Source organism: Stieleria tagensis, from assembly GCF_024129865.1.
GTDB lineage: Bacteria > Planctomycetota > Planctomycetia > Pirellulales > Pirellulaceae > Stieleria > Stieleria tagensis.
Map to the genome: position 1 here is coordinate 1 of NZ_JAMYFE010000100.1, position 18061 is coordinate 18061.

Below are 18061 nucleotides of genomic sequence, written 5' to 3' on the forward strand. Positions count from 1 at the left end.
TACCAAAACGGCGGTCGTCAGGTCAAGAGATACAAAAATGAATGCGTTCCTAGGTTGCGAGCACCGGGAACACGCGCTGCCCGGCGGGATTCGGCGGCATGTTCACCCGGGGTTCCTGCCGAACCTGCCTCCAGCAGGTTCGACAGTGACCCCGGGCTAAGCTATTGAACGCCGTTGGCGTAGAGATGGGGATGAGTGCATGCGACTCTCCCAATGGGTGGCACGCGAAGCCGCAAGACCTCTGGTGCAGGTAATTGAATCGCAAAAGTGCAATTTCAAAACGCGGAACCAGCCCGGGTGGACGACGCTGCCAAACGTTGAGTTTCATGACAGCGTCTTCGCTGGCCGGGGGGCGCCGAGCAGGCACCTATGCCGTGGCTTCTTCTGGCCCGCGGGTCACCAGCGAGACGACCACCAGTGTCACAAAGGCAAGTGGAATCGTCACGATGCCGGGTTGGCTGAACGGGGCCCAGGCCGTTTCCGGATCCCATCCATAGACACTCTTGTAGGTGTCACTGGACAACAGGATCCATCCGAGTGAACTGATCATGCCGACCAGCACGCTGGCCACAATTCCGGCTTTGGTGGTGCCCTTCCAAAACAACAGCATCACCAGCGCCGGCAGGTTGGCGCTGGCCGCCACACTAAACGCCCAGCCGACCAGGTAGCCGACGTTCATCTCTTTGAACAGAATGCCTAGCACGATCGCGATTAGACCGACCACGACCGCGGCGATTTTTGCCACTCGGACCTTCTTGTCTTCCGATAGGTCCATGCCCATCACGCCGACCATCAAATCGTGCGCCACCGCACCACTGCTGGCCAGGATCAATCCACTGACGGTTCCCAATACGGTCGTGAACGCGATCGCGGAGATGATCGCAAACAGCCACGTGCTGATACTGCGTGCCAGCAGCGGCGCCGCCATGTTGCTGTCGGTCAAATCCATCGAACCACTGGTCATCGCCCCCAAGCCCAAATACAGCGTCAACACATAAAAGAACCCGATGCTGGCGATCCCGACGATGGTACTTTTTCGCGCCGCCGCGCCGTCTTTGACCGTGTAGTAACGGATCAGAATGTGGGGCAGCGATGCGGTGCCACAAAACAACGCCAACATCAGCGACAGAAAATTCAATTTGCCACTGATTGCATCGCTGCGAATCCCAGCAAACTTGGGATGCTCACCTGGACGCAAGACTTCATCGCCTGGCGTCAGCTTTTGAACGAACACCTTGGTTTTGCTGCCGTCATCGTGGTTGACGATTTCATTTCGCCACAACACGATCTCACTGTCACGCAGCGTGGTGAAAAAACTGACCGGCCCCAGGGGCCCAGTTTCGCTTTTCCCCTCGGGCAGCTTTGTCAGCGTTCCGATCGGTTTCAAAACCTTTTGTCCAACTTCGCGGCCTAGTGGTGCACCGTCGACCAGAACGCCCGAATCAGAATCACGAATCGACTGTGCCTGACGCAGCACGACTTGATCGTTCTCGACCGGCTGAATTTGGAACAGATCAAAACCGACTCCATCGGTACTCCTCAAACGAACCAAGTCATCGTACTCCTGCCAACCATCGACCGCGGGAATGACTTCGCGGCCAGCGATCGTGTCGCCAGCGGTATCAACAGCCGCTATCGGACCGATGGTTTCAAAAGCATCGGGCTGGGCTTGAAAGCCGCGGGCAAACAGAAACACCACCAGGATGGCGCTAAAGATCACCAGCAGCGAACCCTTTAAAAACTGAACCCAGGTCGTTGAAACCATCCCTGCCGTGACAACGATGATGATCACGACAATGCCGACCAACACCACTCCCACCCAGTGCGGGAACCCTAGCAGCGGCTGGATCAGCGACCCCGCCCCGACCATTTGTGGGATCAAGTAAAACACGCTGACGACCAGCGTGCTGATACCGGCGGCCGCCTTGATTCCACGCGAATCAAATTTGGCGTCCAAGGCATCGGCAAAGGTGAATCGGCCCAGACGCTTCATCGGTTCGGCGATCACGAACAAGGCCACAATCCAGCCCGCCAAGAAACCGATCGAATACAAAAAGCCATCGTATCCGTACGAGGCGATCATGCCGCAGATGCCCAGAAACGAAGCGGCCGACAAATAGTCGCCGGCAAAGGCAATGCCGTTGACCGCCCAAGGGATCTGGCCGTGGGCGGCGAAATAACCGGCCGACGACTTGGCTTTGCGCCCCAAGAAAAAGCTCAGCCCAACCGTGGCGCCGACAAATCCGAAGAAGACGACAACGGCAATCCAAGAGGGATCGTAAATCATACTTCGTCGCCTCGTGCGTCAGCGGTTGTATCAACGGTTTTGTCAGCCAGTGGTTCTGTTTTGCAGAGCACGCCATAGAGCAACGCCATCAACAGCGCGCCAATGATCAATGCAAACCCATACACAATCGCCAGATTCAACCCGGCCAGGACACGCCGTTCCATCAGCGCAGGGGCAAACGCACTTAACAACACAAACACTAAATACAAAACCAAATAGACCGCAAACAACCAAAGCCCCAACCGAGCATTGGATCGCTGCGCCTCAGTAAGCGACGACATCATGACCTCGCGAAAAGTAATCGATTGAAATCCGAATCGCGGAGTATAGGGGATTCATTCCCCCGCAGGTTGCGCGGCGAAATGGAAGCGATCGACCAATTCCAATCTCGCTAAAGGCTGATCTTCACCTGCAGCCCATCAAACGCCATCGCAATGCCTTGCGGCAATTCCTGATTGGTTTGCTGATAATCCAACTGATGCCCGGTGTGGGTCAACCACGTCTGATGGGCACCGACAAGGCCTGCGACATCGATCGCTTGCCGCACATTGAAATGAGTGGCGTGGGGCTCGTGCCGCAGCGCGCCAACCACAAATGTTTTCACCCCAGCCAATCGCTCAATCGATTCCTCTGGGATGTGGTTGGTGTCGGTGCAGTAGGCAAAATCGCCGATGCGGAACCCCAGCACATCGAAATGGGGACCATGCTTCATGGGGATCGGCACCACGCGGGCACCCAGCACGTCGAATGGGGTTTCATCGATCCGCGTGAATTCTAATTTGGGCGTCGCACCGGTGTGGGTGTCCGGCCGCTCGGAAAACGCGTAACTGTACGCCCTGCGAATCTGGCTCTCGACCGGTTCGCGACAGTACAGCGGCACCGCGTGGCCCAGCCGAAACGGGAACAGACGCAAGTCGTCCAAGCCAAAAATGTGGTCGGCGTGCTCGTGGGTGTAGGCCACCGCGTGCACCAGTCGAATCCGTTCCCGAATCAGCTGGACACGCAAATCAGGGGGTGTGTCGACCAACAGCGTCCCACCGGGCAGGCGGACGACGATCGCACAACGGGTGCGATTGTTTTTGGGGTCGCCGCTTTGACAGACCTCGCAATCACATCCGATCGCCGGAACACCGACACTGGTACCGGTCCCCAAAAAGGTGACTAACCCTTGGCTAGGCTCGCTGAATTCAGGGACAAACGTCTCAAGTACAAGCGTCATGGGCAGCAGCAGGACGGTGTGCAGGAAAAATGGGGGAACGAGGCAAACAAAGAGACGGCGGGGAATAAAATTGAGCTTGGCATGTTACGCCAGCAATAGATTCCGTGCGAGCGTCCTCGAATGACGGGATCGCCGGAACAATCAGAGCCGTCACATGGCCCGGCGAGACGCCTGCGAGCAGATTTCGCAAGATTTTGCAATCAACTTCTGCAGCTGGCGTGCTGATCCCGCCTGTTTGGGCTTGCAGAGTTCGTTCGCGTTGACATACTTAGCCGCTTCGCCGCACACGTAACGGCGTGCCAAATCTTTGCCTTGATGGTTTTTCGGCAGCATTTGGCGGAACAATACACACAGAATTAATGATGTCAGGGTGATCCGCGATGGCGGAAGTGGTACAGGTACAGAAACGCGACGGTAGCCTCGGAACGGCTGCATCACGTCGGTTGCGCAAGACAGGGAACGTCCCAGCTGTCTTGTACGGTCACAAACAGGGTAACGAGCATCTCTCGATTTCGCAAAAAACGATCGAGTCGATTCTTCGCCACCACAGCAAGATCGTTGAACTGCAAGGTGCAGTCAGCGAGACGGCGTTGGTCAGCGATCTGCAATTCGACCCCTTGGGTATCGAAGTGCTGCACATCGATTTGCAACGCGTTGACATGAACGAGAAAGTCGTTGTTAGCGTGCCGATCCAATTCAAAGGCGAACCGGCCGGTGGCAAACTGGGCGGAATCGCGATCGAAAACGCTCACGAAGTCGAAATCGAATGCCCCGCGGTTGCGATCCCAGACTCACTTCGTCTGGTCGTGACCTCCGTTGGCTTGGGTGACAACCGATTTGCATCGGATCTGGTTCTGCCAGAAAACATCACCTTGGTCACTCCGGGCGACACCATCGTCTATCATGTCGAGAAGCCCAAGGGGCTGAAAGAAGATGAAGAAGAAGGTGCCGAAGCCGAAGGCGACGAAGCCTAATTCAGCTCGGGATCGCGATGAAGTTGATCGTTGGCCTGGGAAATCCCGGTCGCAAGTACGAACAGACTCGACACAACGTCGGCTTTATCGTTGCCGAGAAGGTCGCGGTGTTGTCGGCGGCCGGATCGATCAAGGTCAAATTCGAAGGCGAGTTGGCGGAAACATCGATCGCCGGGGAAAAGGTTTCGATCCTTTGCCCCCACACGTTCATGAACGCCAGCGGGCAAAGCGTCCGCAAAGCATTGGATTTTTACAAGTTGGAATTGAGTGACCTGCTGGTCGTTTGCGACGATCTGAATCTCGCTAGCGGTCGGTTGCGAATCAGACCCTCGGGCAGTGCCGGGGGACAAAACGGGATCAAGGATATCATCCGACATCTCGGATCGGAGTCGTTTCCGCGGCTGCGAGTTGGAATCGACCGCCCGCCAACGGGATGGTCAGTGACAGATTACGTTCTAGGGAAATTCTCTAAAACCGAACAAGAAACGTTTGAAGCGGCAACGACCAGAGCCGCCCACGCAGCGATTTGCTGGGTCGGACAGGGAATGGGATCTGCGATGAACCAGTTCAACCAAGATCCCGACGCCAAACCGAAACCATCGACATCCAAAAAAACACAGCGGCGCGACGTCCGCGAACCCACCCGTTCACAATCGTCCGAAGATAGCGAATAATCAGACAGTCCCTCCTTTCCCTCTAACGTCAGTCTGCCCGCCGAAAGCGGAAACGACAGCTGACGCGAAACGTAAAGCAGACGAAACGCCGTGGCCAAGAATACCTACGAAACACTTACCATCCTGGACAGCAACCACTACGCCCGCGACCCGGGTGGAGTGAGCAAGCAGATTGAGACGTTGATCACCGAAGCCGGTGGTAAAGTCGAAGTCAATCGGCTTTGGATGGAACAAAAGCTCGCCTATCCGATCGACGGACATCAAAAAGGCACCTACTGGTTGACCTACTTTGAAATGGAAGGCAGCGATGTGCCCAAGCTCGATCGCGCATTCCACCTTTGCGAACCCGTGCTGCGTCAAATGACGCTGAAGTTGGACCCACGATTGGTCGAACCAATTCTGGCCAACGCCCGAGGTGCCTCGCCAGTCGCCAGTGCTGAATCGGCTGAAGAGTCTGGCGGAGAAGAAGAAACTTCGTCCACAGAAGAAACCGCCGACGCCTAAGACAGTAGGCGGTTCACTCTCCCTCCAACGACAAGGACTGAGATGGCTAGCTACAACCGTGTCATTCTGGTCGGAAATTTGACTCGCGACATCGAACTACGCTATATCCCCAGTGGACAAGCCGTCTCCGATGTCACTGTCGCTGTGAACGATCGACGAAAAACGGCCAACGGAGAATGGGTCGACGAAGCGACCTTTGTGGATGTCACCCTGTGGGGACGTAACGCAGAAGTCGCCAGCGAATTCCTCTCCAAAGGGGCTCCCGTTTTAATCGAAGGACGGCTAAAACTGGATCGCTGGGAAACCGACGGCCAAAAACGAAGTAAATTGCGAGTCATTTGTGAAAAAATGCAAATGCTGAGCAACCGCCCAGGAGGCGGTGGAGGTGGATCCGGTTCACCGCCGCCGCGCCAATCCGGTTCCACCCAATCCGGCACGGCGCAACCCAGTTCCGCACAAACCGCGGAAGACCACAGCGATTACGACTCCAGCGAACATTCCGCTCGAGACGCGCAACCGACTGGCGGTTCCGGTTACGACGACCCCAACATACCGTTTTAATCCAGGACTTCCGGCTGCTAAGCCCGATCGTTCTGATATTCCCTTTCAACAACATTCACCCGATTCATCGCCAGAGCATCACGATGTCACGCAACGGCCGAACCACCAAACGACCCTTCAAACGTCTGCCCAAGGGCGAGAACGGCGGCATCGAATTGCTGCTGATCCACAACATCGAGCACCTTGGCAAACAAGGTGACATCGTGGAAGTCAAACCTGGATTCGCACGCAACTACTTGCTGCCCCAAGGCATGGCAACCATCGCCACCGAACACCACAAGCGAATGGTCGAAAAGCACCGCGAGAAACTGCGTGCGATCGAACTGGAAAAGCTGAAAAGCTATCGCGACCTGGCCGACGAACTGGGCAAGCAATCGATCACGATCGAAGCCAATGCCAACGACGAAGGTCACTTGTACGGCAGCGTCGGTGCCCACGAGATCACCGCTTCGCTCAAAGAAGCCGGTTTCGCACTGGCCAACGACCAGATCCGCCTGGACGGACCGCTGCGTGAACTCGGCCTGTACACCGTACGCGTTCACTTGCACAGCGAAGTCGATGCGAACCTGAAAGTTTGGGTTGTGCCCACCGCAACCGAAGACATGGCCGCGTCCTGATCGACGCAACCGGCACGCAATGACCGACCGGGCCGCCTCGACGGCCCGCCAAACCAAGCGAGCCAACGAGAAAGAACCGATTTCATTCGGGGCTGTGGCGGAACTGGCAGACGCGCTGGATTTAGGTTCCAGTTTCTTCGGAAGTGCAGGTTCGACTCCTGTCAGCCCTATGCCGCTTTCCTTCTAAGGGAAAGCGGTTTTTTTATGCGCCGGGGGTGCGAGAACTTGCCCCTGATGGTCAATCGCTGGTGTGGAGGATTTATCCGACCTAGTACAACTCCAGACTGCTTGCTGCTCCGGTCGGATAAATTCTTCACAGCAACCTGCAGTCTGTTGGAGTTCATCTGGATCGGCACGCTAAAGCGTGAACTCCAACGGCGCGTGATCACACCAACTTGGACAGTCTTTGGCTGCGGCTAGTTTGCTTCGAAGCGAACTTCGCCGTCGACGATGGCAGCGGTGACGCGCCCTGTTAATCGCATGCCTTCAAAGGGTGTGCTGATACAAGTCGACCGAAATTGGTTCGGATCCACATCCCAACTCTGATTGGGATCGATCAAGACAATGTCGGCAGGCTTGCCGATCCCGAGTGTGCCGCCGTCAATCCCGGCGATTTGTGCCGGCTGGGTCGACATTCGATCGATCAGTTCCATCCAATTCAGGATCCCGGGTTTGACCAAGGCCGTCGCCGCCGTGGCCAATGCGGTTTCCAACGAAGAAATTCCAAACGGTGTCTGGTCCAGATCGTTCATCATCTTTTCGCGACTTCGCGGCATATGACCGGACTGAATGGCGTCGATCGTTTTGTCTTTGACCGCTTGGCAAAGTGTTTCCACGTGCCGCGGACTACGCAGCGGCGGGTGGACTTTGAAACGTGACTCGTACGACCGCATCTCTGCGTCGCTCAGCATCAAATTGTGCGGACAGACCGATGCACTGACTACGATCCCACGGCTTTTGACTCGGCGCAACATGTCGACCGACCCCATCGTGCTGACCGGACCGACATGCAATCGCCCATCGGTGGCTTCGGCCAACCGCACGTCGCGCGCGACCGCGAGATCCTCGGCTTCGGTCGGCAACCCTTTTAATCCCAGCACCAACGACACCTGACCCTCGTGCATCACACCGCCCGACGCCAACTCGGGAACTTCGGGGCGGTCAAAGATGGGGCGGTTTAACATGCGACAATACTCGAGTGCACGCTTGAGCAACGCATCGTTGGGAATCGCCCGCGGCGCGTCTGAAAACGCCACCGCACCGGCTCGGGTCAGCAAGCCTAGCTCCGCCATCTGTTTGCCGTCGCCACCTTTGCTTAAACAACCGACCACATGAATTTTCGCGCCCAATGCCTGGGCGGCTTTTTGGCGGACGAATTCGACGGCGCCATGCGAATCGATCACGGGATCGGTCCCCGAGTTCGCCAAAATGGAGGTGAAACCGCCAGCCAACGCAGCGTGCGATACGCTGTGAATCGTTTCATCTTCTTCGAACCCTGGCTCGCGCAGTTCGACCCCCAGATCGACCAGTCCCGGCGCGATCAAACACCCCGCGGCATCGATCACGCGGCATCCGGCGATCAAGTCACCATCAGCCGGATCAATTGCCGCAATGATGCCATTGTGAATGAGCAGTCGACCACGACGGTTCAAATTTTGGCTGGGGTCGACCAGGACCCCGTTTTCGATCAGCAGGGGTGTGTTCATGATGCGTTCAACCTATCGGCAGCAGACAACAGGTACAGCGCGGACATACGCACCGCGATTCCGTTGGTGACCTGTTCCAAAATCACGCTGTGGGGACCATCGGCAACTTCAGGCGTGATTTCGACGCCACGATTGATCGGCCCGGGTGCCATGATCAAGATATTGTCCTTTGCACGCTGCATCCGCGACGCGCTCATCGCGTACAGCGCTGCGTATTCTCGGACACTGGGAAACGGGCGGGCGTGCTGGCGTTCGAACTGCACACGCAACAGATTCAATACGTCACAACGAGGCAGGATCTCGTCTAAATGATGGGCGACTTCGAAACCGAGTTCCTCCCAACGCGGACTGACCAACGTCGGGGGCCCACAAATGATGACGTGTGCGCCCAGTTTTTTCAGGCCCCAGATGTTACTACGGGCGGTGCGACTGTGGGCAATGTCACCGACCAGGGCGACAGTCAATCCTTGCAGGCTGCCGCGATGCTGACGGATCGTCAACAGATCCAACAGGCCCTGAGTGGGATGTTCATGTGGACCATCGCCGGCATTTAGTACACAACAACCCAGTTCACGCGCCAGCAGATTCGCTGTGCCCGGGGTGCTGTGACGCGTGACGACCCAATCCACCCCCATCGCTTCAATGGTCTTGGCTGTATCGGCGAACGTTTCGCCTTTCGACACGCTCGAACCGCTGGAACCGAATTCGACGGTGTCGGCCCCTAAACGTTTTGCGGCCAGCGAAAAACTGTTGCGTGTTCGGGTGCTGTTTTCAAAAAACAAGTTGGCACAGGTCTTGCCGGACAACAGCGATAATTTTCGCCGGCAGCCGTCAGTCGCTTCTTTTAAAACCTGGGCGACATCCAACAGCGTCGTGATTTCTTCCGCCGATAACGACTCCAAATCCAACAGGTGACGTCGATGCCAACGTTGAACAAACGGAGTCAAATCAGGCTCGGTCATCAATCCACTCTTTGCCAGGTCTGCGGTCGGTCCGGAAGCAATCCGCGGTTTGCTAGCCTAATGAATTGCCCCGTGATTCGCGAGCGGTGGTGCACTACAAATTGTGCTGACCAGAACCGTCGCAATGACCCGGTCGACAGCACAACAACAACGACCACGCAACGATCCAGCTGAGCCCACCGAGCGGGGTGACCGCACCCAACCAAGGTGTATCGGTTAACACTAGCAAGTACAGACTGCCGCTAAACAAGATGATTCCGGCACAAAACAGAATCCCGGCACGACGTTGCCAAACAGGCCGGGCGCCCTGCGCTGCAGCAAGCGCCAACAAAGCGACCGCGTGGATCAGATGATACTTGGCGGCGGTTTCAAACTGAGCCAAACGCTTGGCCATCCAGAGCGGATCCGATGACTGGCCGGCCAAGAAATCCGGCAGCAGATGCGCCCCAAAAGCACCGATCCCCACGCCACTGGCACCCGCGATTGCTGCGGCAACCCACAACCAACCATTCGACACAGCAGTCATGCCGACGCCAATTGGGTTTCGACACAGCGAATCAGTTTATCCATTTGGAAGGGCTTGCGAATGTATTCGCTGACCCCCAGCAATTCGGCATAGGCCTTGTGACGACTGCCTTCGTTTCCCGTGATCATGATCACCGGCACCATTTGGTCGGACATGCGCCGCAATTTTTCGAGCACCAAAAAACCGCTGCGCTTGGGCATCATCATGTCCAAGATGATCAAATTCGGCGACTCGCGCTCGGCCAACGCCAACCCTTGGTTGCCGTCGCGTGCGACCACGACTTCGTAACCGTGGCCTTCGAGAGCGTAGCGAACGGATTCGACGATTTCGACATCGTCGTCAACGATCAAGATTTTTGCGGTCTGCCCTTTGACATCTTCATCGGTGGCGTCTGCATCGACCATTAACAAGCGACCTGGCAGGTGTAGAAAGGGTGGGAGAATATCCGGAGGGAGAGAGCAGTTTAGCCCATCCACAGGCAAGCGTAGGCCCTGAACTGAGCCAGGTCGACAAAAAGAATCGGACAATGACTGTGCGGGTCGCATGATAAACTGCCAGTCTGAGCTCTGCCGGGCCCACCCGCTAGCGAATCACGATCCCTTTCAGTTGTCAGAAAATGAAGTGGGGCTGGTGTCCCAAGGGTTCATTTTCACCACGGGTGCTCCGTTGACCACATGGTCCATCACCCATCGATCCAGATCTGCCAACACGACGCTGTTCATTTCATCGGAATTGCGATACTGGCGAATCTCCAACTGAGCCTTGATCGAAATCGCAGCCTGGATTTCACCCAAGAATCGTTCCGAGCTAAAGTCTTGGTTTTCAATCGAGCGCTGCCATAACATCGGCAAGCGTCGCTGGCGCAAGCGTTCGCGATCGATCAAATTTTCATTCGGCAATCCGAACTCGCCCCCCAACGAAATCGCTGCGGCGAACAGTTCAGGGTTTTGCATTGCGATTCGTAGCGCCATTTCACCGCCACGTTGATAACCCGCCAAAACAATTCGTTCGGCGTGAACGCTGTATTGGTCAGCAGCGCGATTGATCGCCTGCAACACCGTTCGCTCAGCTGATTCGAGTGCCGTCACACCACCGCCCCATTCGAATCGGTGGCCCGATGCATCACTCGATTTGGGGGCTCGGATTCCTGTCGCCAAATAATTTCGCGTGCTGACATGTGGCATCACATGACAGACTTGGTTCTCGTTGAATCCATCACTGTGCAGCCACACGATCAACGGATAACGATAATTGGATTCGTAGTGCAGCGGCACAAAAAACGTCTGAGCGCGTGTCGCGGTCGACCATCCCGATGGCGTCTCGGTGTCATCCCAGGGGCAAACATCCGGAACAGAGTCGGAACTCAAGTCCTGCTCCGTTGAATCATCCGCGTTTTCCGACGTGGAGTCCCAAACGATAGAAGCATCGAAACGGTTCATAGTAAACCGGTGCTCAACAAAAGGTTATGGAACAAGCTAGACAGACGCATTTTGACTCGCCGCGCGTCACGGTGAAAGGCTGCCCGATTGCATTTCACTCTCTCGCACGACTGAGATACAAACGTATGGCGAGACCGCAGATCATGTCAACGCTGAAGCAAACAATTCGGTCCACCAAAACCAAACTTTGGCGGCCCGCCGGCACTGCCCCTGAGAGTACCGCAAATGAACGTTTTCCGGCTAACAAGTGGACCGTCAAAACCAGCAGTGTCATAGCGGGACATGCCAGCAAAGGATCCAACAAACCGATTCATTTAATCTTGTCGCTTCAGAATTGCCGCTAACTCGATTAAGTGCCGCAGACTGTCGCAATACGCTGTGTACCGCAGTTTGGGACGCAAGCTGTCATCCAATGCGCGACCGCCGACAATCATCGACACCTGGTCGTCCAGCGAATCTGCCAACTTGTTTTGCTCGCGAATCAAACGCTCTGGATCCACCACCGACGTCACACTCAACCAAACCAGTTTCGGCGAATAATCGATGACTGCTTCGGCCAGCGAATCAAGAGGCACGTCATTGCCTAAATTGATGGCGTTCCACCCCGACTCACGCAAAACCAACTCCACCAGCGCGGTTGGGATTTGATAGGGATCCGACTCGGGTGCCGCACCAATCGCCACCGGCGCGGCGGCGGGCAAATTGTCCAGCCCGGCGCGTAGCACTTGGATCAGACGCGCGCAAATCGTGCAACTACGACGCTCTTGATACACTGCCAACTCGCCGCAGCCCCAGGCATCGCCCTGACCGCGCAAGGCATCGGCAATCAAATCCTCGGCGGCTTCGGCACGCGTCCAGCCCAGCGATAGACGCTCCTCTAGCAATTGCAAGCATCGATCTTCGTCGCCGACCGCGAGCGCCGCGCGAAACGCTTGTTGTGCCGGCTCGCGGCCCTCGCCCCGCACCGGAGGGTGGCGGACCGCCGGCTTGCTAGCAACCGAGAGTTCTAAATCATCGATCCCCAGCACTTGTGGATCGGCCAGCGTGCGATTGGTCGAACGCAAAAACTGGCGTAATCCGGAAAGTGTGATCCTTCGGTGCCCGCCGACCGTACGGACTGTTGGAATCACGCCCTGATCGCACCAGCGTTTGATCGACGACTCGCTGACCTGCAGCGACGTGGCAACCTGCTTGGGCGAATATTCAGACCGCAAATTCGTCACGGGGAGTTCCAGTGGTGAACGTTTTGGACGCTAGAGAAGTCACTCGATGCGGGAAATCGTAGCGGAATCAGAGCCCCCGCCAAGCTTCTCTCGCCCCGGCTTTTTCGAAAATTTAACTTATTTGGCGGACTTTGATGATAATTCGCCATTAAATGCTACTGGCCATTGTCACCACCGGCCCCTACAGATATACCGTATTGAACGTTTTGGACGAATCGAGCGTTCTCTCTTACTGCTTTCGAGGAACAAATGATGCCAGCGACGCCGTTACAACGATCGAACCCCGCATTCGATGTCTCCCAGAAACCGGCGAAAACTGAGACTCATGCGGACCTGGAGCAGCCCACGAAACTGCGTGCCCGCCCGCCGGCTTGGATCAAGTTTCCAGAGCTAGAAGATGCCAATGCAGCGGTCGATGCGTTCCTTGAACCGCTTGATGCACTTGATAGCAGTGACCTGAAGGCTCGCACCAAACGCCGTTTGCGAGAAGAAATTTCGTTTATTTCCAACAGCGATTTTGTCAGTTCTCAGTTCGGTAAACAGGTGTTTGCCGATCCGCTCAATTTGGCACCGCGTCAAGCGGAACTGGGCATTGCTGCGATTCGCCGTAGTGGCATTGAGATGCCGATTCACTTGGGGCGACTGTGTGAAGCACCGCTGCTGAAGCCCGAACAGGAACGCATGCTGTTCCAACGAATGAATTACTTGCTGCAGCAGGCTGCGGTGCATCGTAGTTTTCTGAACCCTAACCGCCCCTCGCGTGTGCGACTGGAACTGATCGATCGCCTCCTGGCTTTGGCGGCTTGGCATCGCGACCGAATCGTCGAAGCAAATCTTCGGCTGGTTTTTTCGATCGTCAAAAAGTTCGTGAATCCGAACAACAACTTTGACGACTTGCTAAGCGATGGGATTGTTGCGTTGATCCGCGCGGTGGAAAAATTCGATTTCGATCGTGGATTTCGCTTCAGCACCTACGCGACCCAAGTCATCCGCCGCAACTCCTACCGCACGGTTGTCTTGAATCAGCAAGAGCGGCAGAAGACGGTCGGTGGCCTGCAAGACATGGACCTGGATTTAACGGACGAAGGTCGAGAGTCTGCGATCAGCGAAAAACGCTGGCATGAACTGCGAAGCCGGCTGAGCGTGATGCTGGAAGAATTGGACCGCCGCGAAAAATTTATCATTCGCGCACGATTCTCGTTGGGAGCCCACCGCAAAGTCCACACCTTACAAGCGCTTGCCAATCGTTTGGGTGTATCGAAAGAACGCGTCCGCCAGCTGGAACGCCGCGCGATGGACAAACTGCGTGGCATGGTCGGTGACGTTAATCTTGCCGAAATGGAAGCGCAGTGAGCCGGTATACCGCGGCGATCTCGCTGCCGGTCAGTGCCAGCGAAGCATTTGCGTACCACGAGCGCCCCGGCGCATTGCAACGACTGATTCCTCCCTGGAAAAGCGTTTCGATTGAACACTCCGACGGCAGCTTGAAACCCGGCAGCAATGTTATCCTGCGGATGAACATCGGCCCAATTCCAACGCGTTGGGTTGCCGAACATGTGGATTACGATCCACCGCACCTGTTTGGCGACGTGCAGCGATCGGGGCCCTTTGCCAGTTGGCAGCACCAACATCGCTTTGAACCGGTCGGCGAAGAGAGTTGTTTACTACGAGATGAAATTGAGTACCAGCTGCCTGCTGCGCCGGTAGGACCGATGCTGGGTGGTGGTATCGCCAGAAAAGAAATCGAGGCGATGTTTGCGTATCGCCATCGCGTCACTCGAGATGACTTGCAACTCGCTGCCAACCATCCCACCAGCGCGATGCAGATTGCCGTGTCCGGCTCAAGCGGTTTAGTGGGTCGAAAATTGTGCACGCTATTGCGTCTGCTCGGGCACAAAGTGATCCGACTCGAGCGTTCACTGTCCCCGGCGGAATCCACGCACAATGGCGACGCCGAAAAGGACGGCGGCATGGATGTCGTTGCCCCGTGGTCATCTCCGGACCAGGCACAACGACTTTCTGGAATCGATGCGGTCGTTCACCTCGCGGGCAAACCGATCGCGGACAAGCGCTGGACCGATTCCATCAAGAAACAAATTCGCGACAGTCGCATTGACCTCACGCGTCGCCTGGCAACCTCGCTCGCCTCACTGCCGCAACCTCCCAAGGTAATGATCTGTGCTTCTGCGGTCGGTCTGTACGGTGATCGCGGCGACGAAGTCTTGACCGAATCCAGCACCGCTGGCGATGGTTTTTTGGCCGACGTCGCGCAGCAGTGGGAGAGTGCATGCGATCCAGCACGACAAGCCGGCATCCGTGTGGTCAACGCAAGACTAGGAATGGTATTGGATCCCGACGGTGGCGCGTTGGCTGAGATGTTAACGCCGGCCAAGTTTTGTGCGGGAGCGCTCGGTGACGGAAAGCAATGGGTCAGCTGGGTTGCTGTCGACGACGTGATCGGATCGATCTATCACGCCATCTGCTGTGACAATATCAACGGGCCGATGAACGTGACCGCCCCCCAGGCTTTGACGGGCACAGAGTTTGCAAAAACCTTGGCCAACGTCCTCGATCGCGTGGCACTCATTCCCGCCCCCGCATTTGTGCTGCGAATGGCCCTCGGCGAAATGGCCGATGCGCTGTTGCTGTCCAGCGCCCATGCCGTGCCCGAAGTGTTAACGCAATCGGGATACGAATTCCGATTCGCCAATGCTGGCGATGCACTGCGATACTGCCTTGGCAAAGACCGCTTGGGCGGAATGTGAAATCGTTGACCGGACGGGAAACGACCGGAGTCAATTCACTGGCGATATTCCCCGCCCCCTTCCGTAGCTGGGCCGGCCACGGTTCAGAACTCGTCAAATGCCCCAACCGACGGAACCCTTGGCGGGATCAGCTACGACCATCGCATCCAACCGTAGCTGGGCCGGCCACGGTTCAGAACTCGTCAAATGCCCCAGATCCGACTGAACCCTTGGCGGGATCAGCTACGACCATCGCATCCAACCGTAGCTGGGCCGGCCACGGTTCAGAACTCGTCAAACCCCAGATCCGACGGAACTCTTGGCGGGATCAGCTACGACCATTGCCCCCAACCGTAGCTGGACCGGCCACGGTTCAGAATTCGTCAACGCCCCAACCGACTGAACCCTTGGCGGGATCAGCTACGACCATTGCATCCAACCGTAGCTGGACCGGCCACGGTTCAGAATTCGTCAAACCCCCGAACCGACTGAACCCTTGGCGAAATCAGCTACGACCATTGCACAACCGTAGCTGGGCCGGCCACGGTTCAGAACTCGTCAAATGCCCCAACCGACTGAACCCTTGGCGGGATCAGCTACGACCATCGCATCCAACCGTAGCTGGACCGGCCACGGTTCAGAACTCGTCAAACGCCCAAACCGACGGAACCCTTGGCGGGATCAGCTACGACCATCGCATCCAACCGTAGCTGGGCCGGCCACGGTTCAGAACTCGTCAAACGCTCAAACCGACGGAACCCTTGGCGGGATCAGCTACGACCATTGCCCCCAACCGTAGCTGGGCCGGCCACGGTTCAGAACTCGTCAACGCCCAGATCCGACGGAACCCTGGGCGGGATCAGCTACGGCACCAATTGCGATGACCTTTCAGGCAAGCGCTATCACGCGGCAACTTTAATGAACGAAGCCAATCGATCGGCGCGGCTGGGGCTTTGAAGTTTGGCCACCGCCTTGGCTTCGATCTGTCGCACACGTTCGCGAGTGACTTTAAAGATCCGACCACATTCTTCCAGCGTGTAGCTGTATCCGTCGACCAAGCCATAACGCAGACGAATGATCTCGCGCTCACGGAACGTCAACGTTTTCAACAGTTCGTCGATTTTACTACGCAAGATTCCGCTGGATGCCATGTGCACCGGGTTCAAGCTATCGTTGTCTTCGACGAACTCGCCAAAGCTGCTGTCTTCGCCTTCGCCGACCGGACGATCCAAACTGACCGGATGCCGGCCGATGTCCATCACGCGTTGAACTTCTTCCAACGGGATCTCGGTCATCACCGAAATCTCTTCGTAGGTAGGCTCACGACGCAGTTGTTGTGTCAGCTTCTTTTGTGCCTGACGCAACTTGCTAAGCACATCGATCATGTGCACTGGAATTCGAATCGTCCGAGCTTGATCGGCGATGGCACGGGTGATCGCTTGACGGATCCACCAGGTCGCATAGGTGCTGAATTTAAACCCGCGACGATACTCGTACTTGTCGACCGCACGCATCAATCCGGTATTGCCTTCTTGAATCAGGTCCAAGAACGACAAGCCACGGTTGCGATACTTCTTGGCGATCGAGACGACCAGTCGCAAGTTACCGCTACTGAGCTCACGCTTGGTGGATTCGAAACGCTCGAAGTGCTCGCGAGCCTTGGTGACACGTTTGTGCAGACTCTCAGGGGTTTCCTGAGTCAACATCATCAGTTCACGTTGTTCTTGACGCAGATCTGCCGCTTCGTCTCGGCTGATCGCGTCGTGACCCAGTTCGGCCAACCGCGATCGAATGAAGTTCATGCGCCGGGAAAATTCTTCCAAGCGTTCCAGCATCGGAGTCACGCGACGGCTACGCAGACTCAGTTCCTCCACCAACTCCAGCGCCTTGCGGCGACGGGCGATGAAACGACGGCGGACTTCGGCTTTCAAACGAGGTGCCGTGCTCTTGCGAGCGAGCAGCTCAAAATCTTCACGATTCTGCGCGACCAGTTGATCCAACGTTCGCAAGTTGTGCGGCATTCGCGACGACACCTGCTCTTTGGTCAAATGCTCGGTCAACGAGACTTTGATCGTTCGGTCAAACGGCAGTTCGCCTTCGTGAACGCGGTGCAATACATCCACGGTGTGCCGCAATGCGTAGTCGGATTCCAGTAGCGATCGACGGAATTGTCGACGGGTGACTTCGATCTTCTTGGCCAGCGAAATTTCTTCTTCGCGCGTCAGCAAGGGAATCTCAGCCATTTGGCTCAGGTACATCCGAATCGGGTCGTCGCTTGCTTTGGGCATTTCGACGCTGGCCATTTCATCGGCCGTTGCGGCACCGGGCATGTCGTCGTCATCGACGTCTTCGCCGGCTGCAACGGCGCCGCCTTCGCTATCGGCCGACATCGCCCGCAATCCGCGAACGTTCGGCTCGGCTTTTCGGCCACTGCGTGCGACAGGTCCTTTGCCGTCGACCAACTTGATGCGAAAGCGTTCGATCGCTTCGATCAACTTGTTTAGTTTTTCAGGACTGCCATCTTCATCGGGCAGGTAAGCATTAATGTCTTCGTATGTCAGGCAACCGTGCTCGTGACTACGTTCGACCAGTGCAGCTAGTTCTCGATCCATCAAAAGCATTGTT

The 18061-nt window shown here is 56.4% G+C and carries 17 protein-coding genes and 1 tRNA gene; 8 read left to right on the top strand and 10 right to left on the bottom strand.

What is annotated here, in order from left to right; all coding sequences use genetic code 11:
- Positions 1-367: 367 nt before the first annotated feature.
- From NHH03_RS21845 to NHH03_RS21855, 3 genes are all read right to left on the bottom strand, one after another.
- Positions 368-2287 (bottom strand): sodium/solute symporter, encoded by a 1920-nt coding sequence (locus tag NHH03_RS21845; RefSeq protein WP_253159647.1) that lies wholly within the window; start codon positions 2285-2287, stop codon positions 368-370.
- Positions 2284-2571: a DUF485 domain-containing protein gene (locus NHH03_RS21850; protein ID WP_253159649.1), complete on the bottom strand. Its 288-nt coding sequence runs from the start codon at positions 2569-2571 to the stop codon at positions 2284-2286. Before NHH03_RS21850 ends, NHH03_RS21845 begins: the two co-directional genes overlap by 4 nt.
- 107 nt (positions 2572-2678) lie before the next feature.
- On the bottom strand, positions 2679-3506 hold the full coding sequence (locus NHH03_RS21855; RefSeq protein WP_253159651.1) for an MBL fold metallo-hydrolase: 828 nt from the start codon (positions 3504-3506) through the stop codon (positions 2679-2681).
- Between the two features lie 380 nt (positions 3507-3886).
- Between NHH03_RS21855 and NHH03_RS21860 the strand changes: the two genes are divergently transcribed.
- The 6 genes from NHH03_RS21860 (at position 3887) to NHH03_RS21885 (ending at position 7006) form a co-directional block, all read left to right on the top strand.
- Entirely contained in the window at positions 3887-4480 is a 594-nt protein-coding gene (locus NHH03_RS21860; RefSeq protein ID WP_253159653.1) for a 50S ribosomal protein L25, read from the top strand.
- 17 nt (positions 4481-4497) lie between these two features.
- Positions 4498-5154: an aminoacyl-tRNA hydrolase gene (pth, locus tag NHH03_RS21865; protein WP_253159655.1), complete on the top strand. Its 657-nt coding sequence runs from the start codon at positions 4498-4500 to the stop codon at positions 5152-5154.
- 90 nt (positions 5155-5244) lie between these two features.
- Positions 5245-5658, top strand: coding sequence for a 30S ribosomal protein S6 (rpsF, locus tag NHH03_RS21870; protein WP_253159657.1), 414 nt, complete (start codon positions 5245-5247; stop codon positions 5656-5658).
- A gap of 42 nt (positions 5659-5700) precedes the next feature.
- The gene (gene ssb / locus NHH03_RS21875) at positions 5701-6219 is read left to right on the top strand and encodes a single-stranded DNA-binding protein (protein WP_253159659.1); all 519 of its coding nucleotides are present in this window, start codon (positions 5701-5703) and stop codon (positions 6217-6219) included.
- Between the two features lie 83 nt (positions 6220-6302).
- Positions 6303-6836 carry a 50S ribosomal protein L9 gene (gene rplI, locus NHH03_RS21880; RefSeq protein WP_253159661.1) on the top strand — a complete coding sequence of 178 codons (534 nt, stop codon included), beginning with the start codon at positions 6303-6305 and terminating at the stop codon, positions 6834-6836.
- Between the two features lie 88 nt (positions 6837-6924).
- Positions 6925-7006, top strand: a tRNA-Leu gene (locus NHH03_RS21885).
- Between the two features lie 246 nt (positions 7007-7252).
- On the opposite strand, the gene pyrC is transcribed toward NHH03_RS21885, so the two are convergent.
- The 6 genes from pyrC to NHH03_RS21915 form a co-directional block, all read right to left on the bottom strand.
- Entirely contained in the window at positions 7253-8542 is a 1290-nt protein-coding gene (gene pyrC / locus NHH03_RS21890) for a dihydroorotase (RefSeq protein WP_261364404.1), read from the bottom strand.
- Entirely contained in the window at positions 8539-9504 is a 966-nt protein-coding gene (locus NHH03_RS21895; RefSeq protein WP_253159663.1) for an aspartate carbamoyltransferase catalytic subunit, read from the bottom strand. The genes pyrC and NHH03_RS21895 overlap by 4 nt, the downstream gene beginning before the upstream one ends.
- 94 nt (positions 9505-9598) lie before the next feature.
- A complete protein-coding gene (locus NHH03_RS21900) occupies positions 9599-10030 on the bottom strand; it encodes a DUF423 domain-containing protein (protein WP_253159665.1) in 432 nt (143 codons plus the stop codon).
- Positions 10027-10434, bottom strand: coding sequence for a response regulator transcription factor (locus NHH03_RS21905; protein WP_253159666.1), 408 nt, complete (start codon positions 10432-10434; stop codon positions 10027-10029). The genes NHH03_RS21900 and NHH03_RS21905 overlap by 4 nt, the downstream gene beginning before the upstream one ends.
- 198 nt (positions 10435-10632) lie before the next feature.
- Positions 10633-11397 (bottom strand): alpha/beta hydrolase, encoded by a 765-nt coding sequence (locus NHH03_RS21910; protein WP_253159668.1) that lies wholly within the window; start codon positions 11395-11397, stop codon positions 10633-10635.
- 386 nt (positions 11398-11783) lie between these two features.
- Positions 11784-12692: a helix-turn-helix domain-containing protein gene (locus NHH03_RS21915; protein WP_253159670.1), complete on the bottom strand. Its 909-nt coding sequence runs from the start codon at positions 12690-12692 to the stop codon at positions 11784-11786.
- Positions 12693-12941: 249 nt separating this feature from the next.
- Here NHH03_RS21915 and NHH03_RS21920 point away from each other — a divergent pair, with 249 nt between their 5' ends.
- Together NHH03_RS21920 and NHH03_RS21925 are read left to right on the top strand one after the other, a co-directional pair.
- Entirely contained in the window at positions 12942-14045 is a 1104-nt protein-coding gene (locus NHH03_RS21920) for a sigma-70 family RNA polymerase sigma factor (RefSeq protein ID WP_253159672.1), read from the top strand.
- Positions 14042-15457, top strand: a complete 1416-nt coding sequence (locus tag NHH03_RS21925; RefSeq protein ID WP_253159674.1) for a TIGR01777 family oxidoreductase — start codon at positions 14042-14044, stop codon at positions 15455-15457. Before NHH03_RS21920 ends, NHH03_RS21925 begins: the two co-directional genes overlap by 4 nt.
- Positions 15458-16338: 881 nt before the next feature.
- On the opposite strand, the gene NHH03_RS21930 is transcribed toward NHH03_RS21925, so the two are convergent.
- Positions 16339-18057, bottom strand: coding sequence for a sigma-70 family RNA polymerase sigma factor (locus tag NHH03_RS21930; RefSeq protein ID WP_253159676.1), 1719 nt, complete (start codon positions 18055-18057; stop codon positions 16339-16341).
- Positions 18058-18061: the final 4 nt, after the last annotated feature.